Below are 16,740 nucleotides of genomic sequence, written 5' to 3'. Positions count from 1 at the left end.
CCGGCCAGCGTGGTTTAACGGGGCGCTTGAGATCAAAAGCAGATCAAGATCAAGATCAAGAGCGACTCGCTTCGCATCGTGGTTACCGTCGGTTGCTACAGCCTATAAAGTTGTGTAGATACCTATGGCCATCGCAGGCAAGCCCGCTCCCACGTGGGTTTTGTGTTGGCTGGAAGAGGTGGGTTATTTGCCGCCTGTAATCTGCTTCACCAACTGTGCATGCCCCTTCACATCATCCGCCCGGGAAATCGCCTGGATCACCAGCAAATGGTTGCCCGAACCACCCAGGAATGTGGAGTTCAAGGTCTTGCCACCACCTTGGGTAGCGCTGCTGTCCACTTGGCGCAGGCCCAGGCCCTTGTAGGTGAGTTTCTTCTCGCCCAGTTTCTTGAAGTCGGGCAGGGCAGCACTCTGGTCCTTGACGAAATCGGCCACGGCGCCGTCGAGGAACTGCGGGTCGTTATCCTGGATCTTTGTCCCATCGTTGCGCACGGTTTCGGCGACGATCACCACACTTTTCGTCGTTGAGTTGGCGTACAGGGTGCCTTGGGTGTCGGCGGTGCCGTCTTGCGCCGTGCCGGATGGCAGGGTGTCGGCGCTGTAGGCCTTGGGCAGTTTGAAGGTGAACTTGCCACCCAAGGTGGAGATGGTCTGGGTGGTGGGCTTGGCAGCAGCGAACACGCTGCTGGCGGTGAGCGCGAGGGCCAGCAGCATTGCGGTCTTGGTGAACGTGGCCATGAAGCACTCCGGGGATGAACGAAATTGCGGCGTATTCTGTCAGAAAATTCGCAATCTCGTTCATCGGCCCCGTCACACTTTGTCGGAAGACTCTTCCTCAAGCCTGTCCATTTCAAACAGGCGCGCCAGTTCCGCACGGGCTTCCTGGGCGGTTTGCATGACCTTGGCCGCGTCGTCGTACACCGCGTGTTGGGCGGCGAGTACCTGCTGGTCGTGGGTCTTGAAGCGGTTGATGCGCGCATCGGCCTGGGCCTGGCTCAAACCGAGGCCGACCAGGGTACGGCGGCTCATTTCCAGGCTGGAGTAGAAGGTTTCACGCACCGGTGAAGCGTCCAGGTCCACCAAGCGGTGTACGTGCTGGCGGTTGCGCGCACGGGCGATGATCTTCATGTGCGGGTAGAGGTTGCGCACCAACTCGGCGGTCTTGATGTTGATCTCCGGGTCGTCCATGGCGATCACGAAGAATTCCGCTTGATCGACTTTGGCCGCGTGGAGGATTTCCGGGCGTTGGGGGTCGCCGTAGAACACCGGCATGCCACCGAAACTGCGGGTCAGCTCGATGGTTTCCACCGAGGTGTCGAGGGCGATGAACGAGATGTTCTGGGCGCGCAGGATGCGCGCCACGATCTGGCCCATGCGGCCCATGCCGGCGATGACCACGCGGGGCGCATCGCTTTCGATGGCGCGGTATTCCTCGGGCACTTCCACCGGCTTGGCCTTGGGCTTGAACAGCTTCGGGCACACCAGCAACAGCAGCGGGGTCACGGCCATGGACAGGGTGATGGTGAGCACCAGCACGTCGTACAGCTGCGGTTCGAACAGGCCCTGGTCGCGGCCGATCTTGAACACCACAAAGGCGAACTCACCCCCCGCCGCCAGCACCACGCCCAGGCGTAAAGCGCTTTCGCGGTTGAGGTCGCCCACCATTCGCCCGACGGCATACAGCAGCGGCAGCTTCAAGCCGATCAGCAGCAGGGTCAGGCCGATCACCACCAGCGGTGTGCTGAGCAGCAGGCTGAGGTTGGCGCCCATGCCTACGCTGATGAAAAACAGCCCCAGCAGCAGGCCCTTAAACGGCTCGATCTGGGATTCCAGTTCGTGGCGGTATTCCGAATCCGCCAGCAGCAGGCCGGCGAGGAAGGCGCCCAGGGCCATGGACACGCCCACCAATTCCATCAGCCAGGCGGTGCCGATCACCACCAGCAGCGCGGTGGCGGTGGACACTTCGCGCAGGCCGGTCTTGGCGACAATGCGAAACACCGGGCGCAACAGGTAGCGCCCGCCGATGATCACCACGGCGATGCTGCCCAGGATCTGCAGCACATGTTGCAGGCCTTGGGCCTCGGTGGTCGGATGATCGCTGCCGGCCAGCAACGGCACCATGGCGATCAGCGGGATGGCGGCGATGTCCTGGAACAACAGGATGGCAAAGGCCAGGCGCCCGTGGGGTTGGTTGAGCTCCTTGCGTTCGGCCAGGCTTTGCAGGCCAAACGCCGTGGAGGATAGTGCCAGACCCAGGCCCAGCACGATGGCGCTGTTCCACGGCTGGCCAAACAGCCACAGCGCGACCGCGCCCATCACCACGCCAGTGAGCAGGACCTGGGCCAGGCCGACGCCGAACACCGCCTTGCGCATCACCCATAAACGTTTGGGCGACAGCTCCAGGCCGATGATGAACAGCAACAGCACCACGCCCAGTTCAGAAAACTGCGCCACGCTTTGCGGGTTGCCGATCAGGCCAAGTACCGATGGGCCGATGATCACACCGGCAAACAGATAGCCCAGCACCGCGCCCAATTGCAGGCGCTTGGCCAGGGGCACGGTGAGCACCGCGGCGAACAGGAACACCACGGCTGCTTGTAACAGGTTGCCTTCATGGGGCATTACGAACTCCAGCATTTGCATCGATCAACGGTAGGAGCGAGCTTGCTCGCGAAAAACGCAAGGGCACCGCGTTATATCCGGTTTGTCGCGTCATCGTTGAGGATTTTCGCGAGCAGGCTCGCTCCTACGGTGGGGAGGATAGGGCGCTATTAGAGCGCTTTTTCACATTTTGAAACTTGTATTTTTGTCGCGACAGTCAATGGATGTTGGCGCTCATCCCATTTTTACGCCGGTTTTACGAAAGTATTAATACCATTTAATTCAATGGCTTTCGCGCAGGTCTACTAACGTTTCGAAAAACTGAACCAGTAGTCACCACGGTCAGGTGTTTCGAATTCGATGCGTGTGGATCGTTGAAACAAGGCGTGCACGCAGTCACGGATGAAAGGCTTGGACCACAAGGAGTAGAACGTGGATAGAAGACTTGCGACTGCCGCTTTACCTCGTATTTCTGCGCTTTCTCTTGCGATCCGCCTGGGCGTGGCCGGGCTGGTGATGGGGCTGGCGAGCCCGGATGTGTTCGCCGCCTGTAGCCCGGCGAGTCCCACCGCTGGAGCGACGGTGACCTGTACGGGTGTGCCGACATTGCTGCTGATTCCCAACACCTTCAACAGCGCTGTCAACACCCTCACGGTCAACGTCACCGCCGGGACGAAGCTCAATACATTGGTGGGTGGTGTCGCGCTGAGCCTGACGGGCAACAACACGACATTGAACAACGCCGGCACCATTGACCCGGCAGTACTTGGGTTGGTTTCAGCCCTGAGCGGTGGTGTGGTGATCGGCAACTCGACAGCCAATGCGCTGAACATCACCAACGCGGCCACCGGCGTTATTAACGGTACCGGCGCGCTGCTTGGGTTGAACCTGGCCTCGCTGGGCGGCATGGCACTCAATGCCACCAACGGCGTAGGCGGCACCACCACGATTGTCAACGACGGCACCATTGGTTCGTCTTTCTTGCTCGGCCTTTCGCTGCTTTCCTCCGACACCCCGGTGGTGGCGGTACAGGGTGGCGGGCAGGTCAATATGACGAATAACGGCACCCTGACCGGGCGCGTGGCGTTCGAGAGCTCCACTACAGGGAACACGTTCCGCAACACCGGCACTATCTCTGGCGGTGTGTCGATGGGGGCCGCCAGTACCAACACCTTTACGGCAGTCACGGGCTCGCAAGTGACCAACGGCGGCGGCCTCGGCTTAAGCCTTGGCGGACTGATCGGCGTGAACCTGACGTTCGCGCCCACCGGCCAGGTGGACGGCGGCGCAGGCGGCAGCAACTCGCTTATCCTTGAAAACACGACGGGCGTGGGTGGTGGCAGTACAGGCACCGGCACGGCTTCAAGCGCCAACTATGTCAACTTCAACAACCTGGCCATCAATAGTGGCACCTGGACGTTGCAGGGGCCGTTGGTCAGCGGCAGCACTACGCTCAATGGCGGTGTGGCGCAATTCAATAACAACGCGACATTTGGCAGCGGTGTGCTCACGTCTAACGGCGGCGCTATCGAGGCCACCGGCAACGGCTTGACGCTGGCTAACTTGATGACCCTCGGAACCGGTGGCCTGACGGTGCAGGGGGCTGCTACCGGGCTGACTTTGAGTGGCCTGATCTCGGGCACTGCTGGCCTGAACAAAGCCGGTACCGGCGAGTTGATCCTTAGCAGCGCCAACACCTTTCAGGGCGGCACCACCTTGAATGCCGGCACGCTTACATTGGGCAATGCCGCAGCGCTAGGTTCCGGTGCCTTGACCGTGGCGGGTGCAGGTACTTTGCAGAGCAATGCTGCGCTGACAACCAGCAATGCGATTACCTTGAACGCCAATCTGACCGTAGACGGCGTGAACCCGCTGACCCTTGGCGGGGTTGTCAGCGGTGGTTCCGGGTTGATCAAGGAGGGCGTATCGAGCCTTGCGCTTACGGGCAACAATACTTACACCGGCGCCACGGCCCTCAACGCCGGTTCGCTGGTGGTTGGCTCCAATACTGCGCTCGGCGCCAGTGTGTTGAACGCCTCGGCGGGTACCACGTTGGATGCCAGTGCAGCAGTGAGCCTGGGCAATAACCTCAACCTGGGCGGTAACCTGACCCTTGGCGGCAGCAACGCGCTGACCCTTGGCGGTGTGGTGGCGGGCCTTGGTGGGTTGATCAAGAACGGCCCGGCGGATCTGATCCTCAATCAAGCGAACACTTACCTGGGCAACACGGCACTCAACAGCGGCAAGCTGGTGATTGGCGCTACCGGTGCCTTGGGTGCGGGTACGTTGAATGCAGCCGCAGGCACGACCCTGGACGCCAGCACCACTGCCACGCTGACTAACGCGGTCAACCTGGCCGGTAACCTTGGAATCGGCGGCAGCGCCAACCTGACCCTGGGCGGCACGGTCAACGGTGCAGGCAGCCTGACCAAAAACGGCACGGCTGGCCTGACACTCAGCGGCAGCAATAACTTCCTGGGCGGCACCACGCTGAATGCGGGCAGCCTGACCGTCGGCAGCAACACGGCGCTTGGCCTGGGCAACTTGACCGTCGGCGGCGCCGCCACCCTTAACAGCACCTCGTCGGTGGCGCTGGGCAATAACATTGTCCTCAACGCCGGGTTGACCGTCGGCGGCGCCAATGGGCTGACCCTGGGCGGTGTGGTCAGCGGTGCGGGTGCGCTGATCAAGGATGGCCTGGCCAACCTGACCCTTAACGGCACCAACACTTTCACCGGTGGCACCAGCCTCAACGCCGGTACGTTGACCTTGGGCACGGCAGGCGCATTGGGCGCAGGCCCCTTGACGGTCGGCGGTGCGGCAACCCTGGATACCAGCGCGACCTTCACCCTGGGCAACGGGATTGCCTTGAATGGCGACCTGACGCTGGCGGGTAACAATGACCTGAACCTCAGCGGCGTGATCAGCGGCGCCAGTGCGCTGATCAAAAATGGCTTGGCTGACCTGACCTTGAGCGGCAACAACACGTTTACCGGGCCATTGAATATTGTCTCCGGCAGCGTCACCACCGGCAGCGCCGGTGCATTGGGCAACACCTCCGGTGTCGATGTCAGCACCGGCGCCGCACTGAACCTGGGCGTCGATTCCAGCCTGGCCGGCCTCAGCGGTGCGGGTGGCGTGGCAGTCGGCGGCGGTTTGAATCTCACCGTGGGAGGGGTGAACACCAGCAGTACTTTTGACGGTGACCTCAGCGGCGCGGGCAGCTTGATCAAAGTGGGTACCGGCACCCTCACGCTCAACGGAATCAATGGCATCACCGGTAACACGGCGATCAACGCGGGTACCCTGGATGTCGATGGTTCTCTGGGCAGCGCGTTGGTCAACGTGAATAGCGGCGGCACTCTCACCGGCAGTGGCTCGCTATTGGGTACGGCGAATATCAATAGCGGCGGGCACCTGGCGCTGGGCAGTGGCACGACCTTGTCGGCTGGCGGCCTGAACATGAGTGCCGGGGCCAGTCTGGATGTGGCCCTTGGCGCACCGTCGCTGACCTCGCTGATGAATGTCGGTGGCAACGTGAACCTGGCCGGCGACCTCAATGTGAGCGATGCCGGTGGCTTCGGCGCTGGTGTGTATCGCTTGATCAACTACACCGGCGGCTTGACCGGTGCATTGAACGTCAACACGGTGCCGCTGGGTTATGGCCTGGGTGATCTGCTGGTACAGACCTCAGTGGGCAGCCAGGTCAACCTGGTGGTAGCGGCGCCGAATATTCGTTTCTGGGACGGCAGCAACACCCTTGCCAACGGCACTGTTGACGGTGGCAGCGGCACCTGGACAGCGGGGGGCACCAACTGGACCTCGGCCGACGGCCTTTCCAACCAGACCTGGGGCGGTGGCTTTGCGGTGTTCCAAGGTGCTGCGGGCACTGTCAGCGTGGATGGCGTACAAACCATCACCGGTCTGCAATTCGTCACCGATGGCTACAGCCTGGTCAATGGCACCGGTGGGCAGTTGAGCACCGGCAGCGGCAACTTCGCCGTGCGCGTCGACCCACTGGCGACTGCCACCCTCGGCGTCGATATCACCGGCGCGGGCGTGCTGAACAAACTCGATACCGGCACGCTGGTGCTCAATGGCGCCAACAGCTACACCGGCGGCACCTTGCTCAATGGCGGTACGGTGGTGGTCGGCAGCAACACCGCGCTGGGCACTGGCACGCTGACCGCTGCGGCGGGCACCACCCTGGACAGCAACGCCTCTGTAACCCTGGGCAATGATGCGGTACTCAACGGCAGCCTGACGGTCGGCGGCAGCAACGCATTGGCGCTCAATGGCGCCATCAGCGGCACCGGTGGCCTGGTCAAGAATGGCACGGCAGGCCTGACACTCGGCGGCACCAATACCTTCCTGGGCCCTGTGGCCTTGAACGCAGGCGGGCTGATCCTGGCCAGCAATACGGCGCTGGGCGCGGGCGTGTTGAACGCCGCAGGCGGTACAACATTGGACGCCAGCACGGCGGTCACCACTACCAACGCGATCAATCTGGCGGGCAACCTGGGCATCGGCGGCACCGCTGACCTGACCCTCGGCGGCGCAATCAACGGTGCAGGCAGCCTGACCAAGGAGGGCACGGCCAATCTGATCCTCAGCGGCGCCAACGCCTACCTGGGTGGCACCACCCTGAACGCCGGTACGCTGACCTTGGGCAGCGCCACCGCCCTTGGCCTGGGCAACCTCACCGTTGGCGGCGCGGCGACCCTGGATAACTCGGCAGCGCTGAGTGTGGGCAATGGCGTCGTGCTTGACGCCAACCTCGCCGTCACCGGCAGCAACGACCTGACCCTGGGTGGCCTGGTCACCGGCACGGCTGGCCTGAGCAAAGACGGCGCGGCCAACCTGACCCTCAATGGCGTCAACACCTTTCAAGGCGGCACCACGCTCAACGCCGGTACATTAACCCTGGGTACGGCAGCGGCCCTGGGTACCGGCGCCTTGAACGTAAACGGCGCGGCCACTCTGGCCAACAGCACACCGCTGGTATTGGCCAATGCGGTCAACCTCAACGCTGGCCTGACCGTGGGCGCTCTCAACAACAACCTGACCCTGGCCGGCGTGCTGGCCGGCAGCGGTAGCCTGGTCAAAACCGGTACGGCGGATGTGAGCCTGACCGGCACTAACACCTTCAACGGCCTGTTCGATGTGCAATCGGGCAGCCTCACCACGCTGGGCAACGGAGCACTGGGTGTCGGCGCCGGGGTCAACCTGGCGAGCGGTACTTCCCTCAACCTGGGCGGTAGCGCCAGCCTGGGCGCCCTCACGGGTACCGGGCTTGCAACCGTAGGGGCCGGCAGCACCTTGAGCGTCGGCAACAATAATCTGGATAGCACCTTCAACGGCGTCGTGGCAGGCCTCGGTAACCTGGCCAAAGACGGCACAGGCGCCTTGACCCTCGGTGGCCTCAGCGTGGTGACCGGGGACGCCCAGGTCAACGCCGGCAGCTTGCTCGTCAATGGCTCCCTGGCCAGCGCCAATGTGGCGGTGGGCAGTGGTGCCACCCTCGGTGGTACCGGTACTTTGTTGGGCAACGTGACCATCGCCGACGGCGGCCACCTGGCCGTCAATTCCGGCGCGACCCTCACCACCGGTTCGCTGCTGCTCAATGCCAACTCCAACCTGGATGCAGGCCTCGGCGCGCCCGCCACTGGCGGCACGGCGCTGGTACAGGTCAACGGCAACCTGACCCTGGATGGCACGTTGAACGTCACGGATATCGGCGGCTTCGGTGCGGGCATCTACCGCCTGATCGACTACACCGGTGGCCTGACCAACAACGGCCTGCTGCTGGGCAGCCTGCCGGTGAACATCCCGGCCAGCGACCTGGACCTGCAAACCGCCGTTGGCAACCAGGTTAACCTGCTGGTCAACGGCAGCACCAACGTGCAGTTCTGGGACGGCAGCCAAACCACGGGCAATGGCACCATCGACGGCGGCAACGGTACCTGGAGTGCAGGCGGCAGCCAATGGACCGGCGTCAACGGCGCATTCAACACCGCCTGGACCCCGAACAGCTTTGCCGTGTTCCAAGGCTCGGCAGGCACCGTCACGGTTGACGGCGCGCAAGCCGTCACCGGTTTGCAGTTCGTCACGGATGGCTACACCCTGGCGGGCGGCGCAGCGGGCGCCTTGACCCTGTTCAATGGTGTGGGTGGCAACACCGCCGTACGTGTCGATCCCGGCGTCACCGCCACCCTGGGCGTCGCGCTTAACGGCGGCGGCACTCTGGCCAAGCTCGACACCGGTACCCTGGTGCTTAACGGTGCCAACAGCTACACCGGCGGCACCGCCCTGGATGGCGGCACCCTGGTGGTCGGCAATAACAGTGCCCTGGGCAGCGGCCTCTTGACCACCGCCAACGGCACCACCCTGGACAGCAACACCGCGGTCAGTCTGGCCAATGCGCTCAACGTCAACGGCAGCCTCACCCTCGGCGGCAGCAACGCCCTGACCCTGGCCGGCACCGTGGCGGGCACGGGCAGCCTGATCAAGAATGGCATCGCCAACCTGACCCTCAGTGGCAACAACACCTATGCCGGCCCAACCGCACTCAACGCAGGCGGCCTGATCCTGGCCTCCAACACGGCCCTGGGCAGTGGCGCTCTGAACGCGGCCGCTGGCACCACCCTCGACAGCAGCACGGCGGTCGCCCTGGCCAACACGGTCAATCTGGCCGGCAACCTGGGCATTCTGGGCACCGCCGACCTGAGCCTGAACGGCCTGGTCAGCGGTAGCGGTGGGCTGACCAAAACCGGCGCGGGCAACCTCACGCTCAACGGCGCCAACGCCTACCTGGGCGGCACGCAATTGAATGCCGGCTCCCTGACCCTGGGCAATGCGTCGGCCTTGGGCAGCGGTGCCTTGGCGGTCAATGGGGCAACTACCCTGGACACCAACACGGCGTTGGCCCTGGCCAATAACACCAGCCTGAATGCCGCGCTCACCGTCGGCGGCAGCAACGATCTGAGCCTCAACGGTGTAGTGGACGGCAGTGGTTCGTTGATCAAGGCCGGTGGCGCCAACCTGACGCTCAACGGCGCCAACACCTACAGCGGCGGCACGGCGCTCAGTGCCGGCACGCTGACCCTCGGCAGCACCACAGCCCTGGGCTCGGGCGCGTTGACCGTCGGCGGTACGGCGACCCTGGCCAACAGCACGCCGCTGGTGCTGGCCAATGCGGTCAATCTCAATGGCGACCTCACTATCGCTGGTAGCAACAACCTGACCCTGGCCGGTGTGCTCGCTGGCAATGCGGCGCTGATCAAAAATGGCGCGGCGGACCTGCTGCTGACCGGCAACAACAGCTTCAGCGGCCCGCTGACCGTGGCGGCGGGCAGCGTGACCACGACGGGTAATGGTGCACTGGGCACCACCTCCGGCGTCACAGTCGGCAGCGGCGCCAGCCTCAACCTGGGTGGCAATGCCAACCTCAACAGCCTGGCCGGCGACGGCGTGGTACAGGTGGCTGGCGGCAACACGCTGGCGGTGGGTGGCAGCAACCTGGATAACAGCTTTGGCGGCGCGCTGAACGGTGCCGGCAACCTGGATAAAAACGGCAGCGGGGTGCTCAACCTGAGCGGCACCAATGCCCTCAGCGGCGCGGCCACCGTCAACGGCGGCACCTTGAATGTCACAGGCTCACTGGCCAGCGGCACGGTGGCAGTCAACAGCGGCGCGACCCTGGCCGGCAGCGGTTCATTGGCCGGCGCGGTGACCGTGGCCGACGGTGGGCACATCGGCCTGGCCTCCGGCAGCACGCTGTCGGTGGGCTCGTTGGTACTGGGCGGCAACTCGAACCTGGATGTCGGTCTCGGCACTCCGGTGCTGGGTGGCGGCACGGGCCTGCTGAATGTCGGCGGCAATCTGACCCTGGACGGCAACCTCAATGTCACCGATATCGGTGGTTTTGGCAGCGGCGTCTACAACCTTATCAACTACACCGGGGCCTTGACCGATAACGGCCTGGTTCTGGGCACACTGCCAGGCAGCGTGGTGCCGGGCGACCTGCAAGTGCAGACCGCGATCACCAACAAGGTCAACCTGCTGGTGACTGCGCCCAACACCACCGTGCAGTTCTGGGATGGCAACAGCCTGATCGGCAACGGCGCGATTGACGGCGGCAACGGCACCTGGAACGCCGGCAATACCAACTGGACCAATGTCGACGGCACCCTCAACCAGGGCTGGGTCAACAGCTTCGCGGTGTTCCAAGGCGCGGCGGGTAGCGTGACGGTGGACGGCACGCAGAACATCACCGGCATGCAGTTCGTCACCGACGGCTACACCCTGGGCGCCGGCACGGCGGGGGTGCTCAACCTGGTCAATGGCGGCACCGGCAACACCGCGGTGCGCGTCGACCCGAACGCTACCGCGACCCTGGGCGTAACCCTCAACGGCGCCGGCACCCTGGCCAAGCTCGACAGCGGCACCCTGGTGCTCAACGGCAGCAATGGCTACACCGGCGGTACCGCGCTCAATGGCGGCACCCTGGTGGTGGGCAATAACAGTGCCCTGGGCACAGGCGTCCTGACGGCGGCCGGTGGTACCACCCTGGACAGCAACGCGGCGGTCAGCCTGGCCAATGCGGCCGTGCTCAACGGTGCGTTGACGGTGGGTGGCAGCAACGCGCTGACCCTCAATGGTGGCGTCAGCGGCAGCGGCAGCCTGGTGAAAAACGGTGCCGCCGCGCTGACGCTTAATGGCGTCAACAGCTACAGCGGCGGCACTGGCCTGAACGCCGGTCAATTGATCCTCGGCAATAAAGCTGCCCTGGGCAGTGGAGCATTGACGGTGGGCGGCGCGGCGCAACTGGATGGCAGCACCGATCTGCAACTGACCAATGCCCTCAACCTGGGCGGCCCGCTGACCCTGGCCGGCAGCCACGACCTGGCCCTCAACGGCGTGGTCAGCGGCAGCGGCAGCCTGGTGAAAAATGGCAACGGCGCCTTGTTGCTGACCGCTGCCAACACCTACAGCGGCGGTACCACGCTCAACGGCGGCAGCACCACCGGCAACACCACCAGCCTGCAAGGCGCTATCGCCAACAACGCGGCATTGACCTTTGAGCAAGCCAGCGACGGCACCTACACCGGCAACCTCACCGGTACCGGCGTGTTGAACAAAACCGGCACCGGCGCGTTGTTGCTCAGCGGCAACAACACCTTTACCGGCAACACCAACGTCAACACCGGCAGCCTGCTGGTCAACGGCACCTTGAACAGCGCCGCGGTGCAAGTTGCCAGCGGCGCGACCCTCGGCGGCAGCGGTACCCTGGGCGGTGCGGTGAACATGGCTGACGGCTCGGTGCTCCAGGCCGGTGCCGCGACGCCGCTGTCGGTGGGTTCGCTGGCCTTGTCATCGGGCACCACCCTGGACTTCGCCCTCGGTGCGCCGGGTGCCTCCAGTACAGCGGTGAACGTGGCGGGCAACCTGACCCTGGACGGCACCCTCAACGTCAGCGATACCGGCGGCTTCGGCGTCGGCGTGTATCAACTGTTCCGCTACGGCGGCAGCTTGACCGATAACGGCCTCACCTTTGGCACCTTGCCGGTGGCACTGGGTAACCTGAGCCTGCAAACGGCGCTGGCCAACCAGCTCAACCTGGTGGTGCAAACCACCCCAGGGCAGATCCAGTTCTGGAACGGCGGCACCACCAACCCTGATGGCAGCATCAGCGGCGGCAGCGGTACCTGGGGCCCAGGCACCAACTGGACCGACCCCACCGGCACCCAAGGGCAGGCGTCCACCAATCAGTTCGCGGTATTTGGCGGGCAGGGCGGCACCGTGACCGTGGTCGGCAACCAAGGCTTCACTGGCCTGCAAGTGCTGGACGCCGGCTACACGCTGGTCGCCGGCGCAGGCGGCAGCTTGAGCCCGACCAATGCGGCGGATGGCAGCCTGGCGCCGGTGCGGGTCAATTCCGGCGTGACCGCTCAGATTGATGCACCGCTGGTGGGAACCGGCGGCATCAACAAGCTGGATGCGGGCACCTTGCTGCTGACTGGCGCCAATACCTACACCGGCGGCACCACCGTCAGTGGCGGTACGCTGGCGGGCACCACCACCAGCCTGCGTGGCAGGATCCTCAACAACGCGCGGTTGTTGTTCGCCCAACGCACCAATGGCCAGTTCAGCGGTACCTTGAGCGGCACGGGTGCGCTGATCAAGCAAGGCGCAGGCGCGCTGTTGCTGACCGGCAACCAGCCGTTCAGCGGCACCGTGGCAGTGGAAGAGGGCGTGTTGCAAGTGGGTAACGCGGCCAACCCAGGCGCGGTGCTTGGCGGCCAAGTCACTGTGGCCAACGGTGCGGGGCTGACCGGTAACGGCAGTGTCGGTTCGCTGGTCAACAACGGCTCGGTGACGCCCGACGGTGGCAAGCTGACCGTGGCCGGCAACTTCACCAACGCCAGCACCGGTGCGCTGAACCTGGTGATCACCCCATCCACCACCGGCTCCCTGGCCGTGGGCGGCACCGCCAACCTGGGCGGTACCTTGAATGTGGTCAACCTGGCTCCCTATGCCGGCGCCACCACCTACACCCTGCTGACAGCCGGCGCGGTCAACGGCACCTTTGCCACCACCAACCTGGAGAACCTGGCGTTCCTCACGACCGCGTTGAACTACAGCCCAACCCAAGTGGCCCTGGCGGTCAGCCGCAACAACGTCAGCTACGCCAGCGTGGCGGCCACCGGTAACCAACGCGGCGTGGCGGCGGCGTTGGGCACAGGCACCGCAGTCGGTGGCGCAGCGGTGCAAAATGCACTGCTTAACGGTGATGCAGCGGCAGCCCGTGCGGCCTTCGACAGCTTGTCCGGTGAAATCCACGCCAGCACCGCCAGCGCCATGCTTGAAGACTCGCGTTACGTGCGTGATGCCGTCAACGAGCGCCTGCGCCAACCGGGTTGCTACCGCGAGGACGACCCGCGCAATGCCCTGGCACCTAGCGAAAACCACCTGAGCAGCGCCGGTTGCCACGGCGAGATGGTCGGTTGGATGCGCGTGCTCGGCACCTGGGGCCATATGGGCGGTGACAGCAACAGCGCCAAGCTGGACCGCAACCTCAGCGGCTTCCTGCTTGGTACCGACAAGCAAGTGGACGACGCCTGGCGCGTGGGCGTGGCCGCCGGCTACACCCGCAGCGACCTGGACGCCAAGCGCCGCAATTCCAGCGCCGATGTGGACAGCTACCACCTGATGGCCTACACCGCCTACCAGCAAGAAGCCTTCGCCGCACGCATGGGCGTGGCGTACAGCTGGCATGACGTCGAAAGCAAACGCAACGTGGCCGTCGGCGGCGAGGGCCAACGCCTCAAAGCCGACTACAAGGCACGCAGTGCGCAAGTATTCGGTGAAGTCGGCTACACCATTCAAACCCCTACCGTGGCCCTGGAACCGTTCGCCGGCCTGGCCTACGTCAACTACGACAGTGACACCATTAAGGAGAAAGGCGGCTCGGCAGCCCTGCGCGGCGATGCCGACCAGGACATCACCTACTCGACCTTGGGCGTGCGCATTGGCCAGACCATCACCCTGGGCAACGGCTCGAAAATCACCCCACGGGGCAGCATCGGGTGGCGCCATGCCTTCGGTGACACCAAGCCCGACGCCGACCTGAGCTTTATCAATGGCGGTGGCTCGTTCAGCACCCAGGGCGTGCCGATTGCCAAAGACAGCGCGGTGGTGGAAGCGGGCCTGGACTACCAGATCAGCCAGAACGGCAGACTGGGCCTGGGCTATTCGGGCCAGCTCTCGCGCAACGACAAGGACCACGCCGTGACGGTGAGTTTCTCCCTCGGTTTCTGATCAAGGCCGAGTTTTTTTGAACCGCCCGCAAGGGCGGTTTTTTTTGCCCCATGTAGGAGCGAGCTCGCTCGCGAAAAACCTCAACGATAACGCCGGCATCCTGATTAAACGCGGCGCCTGTGAGTTTTTCGCGAGCAAGCTCGCTCCTACGGGAGATTGCACTTGGCTGTGTTGATGTGGGGCCTCGGGGGAGGTCCGTTGGGGTTACCTGAACTTCACCAGAATAGCTGCAGCTATTCCCCATGTGAGGGCCGTGAAGGCCATCGCCGTAAGGGTGGTCAGATGTCGTTTCAAGTAAGGGGGGAAGTTTTGAAGATCAATTGGGCTCAACTCCCCATTTAGAATAGAAGCCTTCGGCCACATCACCATTCCGGCTATTTTTGACATTTCCAGCAGGGACCAAATCAACCCGCGTTTCCCCAAACTACTTCCCCAGATGTAAATATAGCGACTGTTTTTTAAGGCTTCCTTGATGGCATCCAAATGACGATGGGTCATATACAGGCTGTAGCCAAGACCGACTACGGAGAGAAAGCCGGGACCTCCCGCGACAATAATCGCCAGCCATCTTGGCCAGGTATCGATGCTGGTCATGGTTGTGTTGCCTCGTAAATCAGCTCGCCTATGTACTCGCCACCCATGCCACCGGCAGTAGTCCCCACCCATGCTCCGGCGCCGACTAAGGCCGCAACACAGACAACACCTCCGATACCACCTGTAGCCACGCCGATCGCCATGCAGACTGAGCCACTGGCAGCTCCAGCCGCCCATCCACTAAATGCGCCAAGAGCACTGGATAGGCCGAGCTTCCCTAATTCAGTGAACTTGATCTTCTCGCAAGCTGCACCAGAATCCCCATTACAGACCTGTTGAATAGCCAACAACGACGACACACCGCCCAGCCCAATCCCAATATAACCACCCGCCTTCATATACTTGGCAGCCCGGCTCGTCGCTTCCACATGCGCGGTATACCCCGGAATCTGCCCAGGCCCACCCGCTTTGTCCCAGTGATGCACCAGGCTGCGACTGGAAATGCCCAGGGCTGTTTTTAACTTGGGATGGTCGCCCAGGGTGGTTTGGCCACGTAAGCGCGTGGAGTTGAGCAGGTGGGCATCCAGCTGGCTCATGAGGCGCTGGCGATCGGTGAAGAACTGCGACGACTTGAGGTGGCCGTGTTGGCGATAATTGTCTTGATGTAAACGTTCGATTGCTTGGAGGGTGTCGCGCAGGTTGTTCAGGTGCGTTTCCATCACCACAGCGCTGACGCCGAGCCAGGTTGAGGTATGGCCGATAAATCCAGCGATCTCGGCACCGTGGCGATAGAGAAAGTCAGCCTCGTCCGGCGTCAGCTCCTCCAGAGATGCGCTGACGTGTTGTGCAGCCTGCATCAGTTGCGCTTCCTGATAGGTGCAGGAGGTGTTGTTCGGATCGCTGAGCACGATCATCGAGCCGGCTTTGACGTGGCTCGTATTGGGATTCAGTGCTTGAAACTTGCGCATTACAGCCGTGTCGAGCGCTGGAAAAAGTATGGCTTCCAGCGCTTCGCGACTCATGCTTTTGGGCACGATGTAAAAACCTGGCTCCTGGCCCATCACACCGTTAAAGACATTCGCAGCCCCATTGCTTGAAGGGGTGTAGGTAGGCTGAGAACGCGCCACTGGGGTGCTGTTCGCCGTTTCCGCGGTGGTGGTTGGCAGGGCTGCGTTTCGGCTCCTATACGTAGCCTTGTGAACCGAAGGGATCAGCCGAGCTTTACAGGGGCAGTCACTGTGGCTATCCAGCGTACCGGCAGTAAGCCGGCCATGACTGTGAATGAAATGAATACCTCCGACGATCCGATAGATTTGCCCATCTTTCCCGCAACTGACCCGATCCCCTGCACGGGCATGGAGCAGGCCATACATGTTGACTCTGTCATCACCGTCCAGCACTTCGCCGCCGCAGGTGGTCTTGTCACCTTTGCCAATGAAATAACCCACGCTCATTGTTTTGCCCTTTATCCATTCGAGTGTTTGGCCGTACTTTTCGAGGTGAGAAAGTCAGCGGCAAACCAAACTTTGGAGAGGGATTACCTGAGGGTAAAGTCAGACGTTTCCGGGCTTTTCGTCGTACAAATCTGATCGGCCCGCAGCACCCGATACAGTCCCCCGCGCGAGCAGTACCGCTCCTTGTCCCCGCTTCCCATGTCACCCCCCAGCCCACAGATCCCTTAATTTTCAAGCCTGCCGGAAGCCCCTCCAGGCCTACGGCTGCGCCCGCAGTTTTTTACAGGCGCGCGGTACTGCCGATCCAAGCGGCAAAACTGAATACGGACAT

General features: G+C 63.1%; 5 protein-coding genes. 1 reads left to right on the top strand and 4 read right to left on the bottom strand.

Annotated features, from left to right (window positions below; genetic code table 11):
• Positions 1-183: 183 nt before the first annotated feature.
• Together QK296_RS25515 and QK296_RS25510 are read right to left on the bottom strand one after the other, a co-directional pair.
• Complete coding sequence (locus tag QK296_RS25515) at positions 184-738, bottom strand: hypothetical protein (protein ID WP_057710036.1); 555 nt, start codon at positions 736-738, stop codon at positions 184-186.
• Between the two features lie 72 nt (positions 739-810).
• Entirely contained in the window at positions 811-2,622 is a 1,812-nt protein-coding gene (locus QK296_RS25510) for a monovalent cation:proton antiporter-2 (CPA2) family protein (protein WP_169912187.1), read from the bottom strand.
• Between the two features lie 411 nt (positions 2,623-3,033).
• Between QK296_RS25510 and QK296_RS25505 the strand changes: the two genes are divergently transcribed.
• Positions 3,034-14,421, top strand: coding sequence for an autotransporter-associated beta strand repeat-containing protein (locus QK296_RS25505; protein ID WP_282391734.1), 11,388 nt, complete (start codon positions 3,034-3,036; stop codon positions 14,419-14,421).
• Between the two features lie 204 nt (positions 14,422-14,625).
• On the opposite strand, the gene QK296_RS25500 is transcribed toward QK296_RS25505, so the two are convergent.
• Together QK296_RS25500 and QK296_RS25495 are read right to left on the bottom strand one after the other, a co-directional pair.
• Complete coding sequence (locus QK296_RS25500; RefSeq protein ID WP_057710034.1) at positions 14,626-15,015, bottom strand: hypothetical protein; 390 nt, start codon at positions 15,013-15,015, stop codon at positions 14,626-14,628.
• Positions 15,012-16,409 (bottom strand): PAAR domain-containing protein, encoded by a 1,398-nt coding sequence (locus QK296_RS25495; protein ID WP_057710033.1) that lies wholly within the window; start codon positions 16,407-16,409, stop codon positions 15,012-15,014. Before QK296_RS25495 ends, QK296_RS25500 begins: the two co-directional genes overlap by 4 nt.
• Between the last annotated feature and the right edge of the window lie 331 nt (positions 16,410-16,740).

The sequence above is a fragment of the Pseudomonas sp. AL10 genome (assembly GCF_029960685.1).
GTDB classification, from domain to species: Bacteria; Pseudomonadota; Gammaproteobacteria; order Pseudomonadales; family Pseudomonadaceae; genus Aquipseudomonas; species Aquipseudomonas lactis.
The sequence above is the reverse complement of the archived record's forward strand: the minus strand, read 5'-3'. Positions and strand labels throughout refer to the sequence as shown.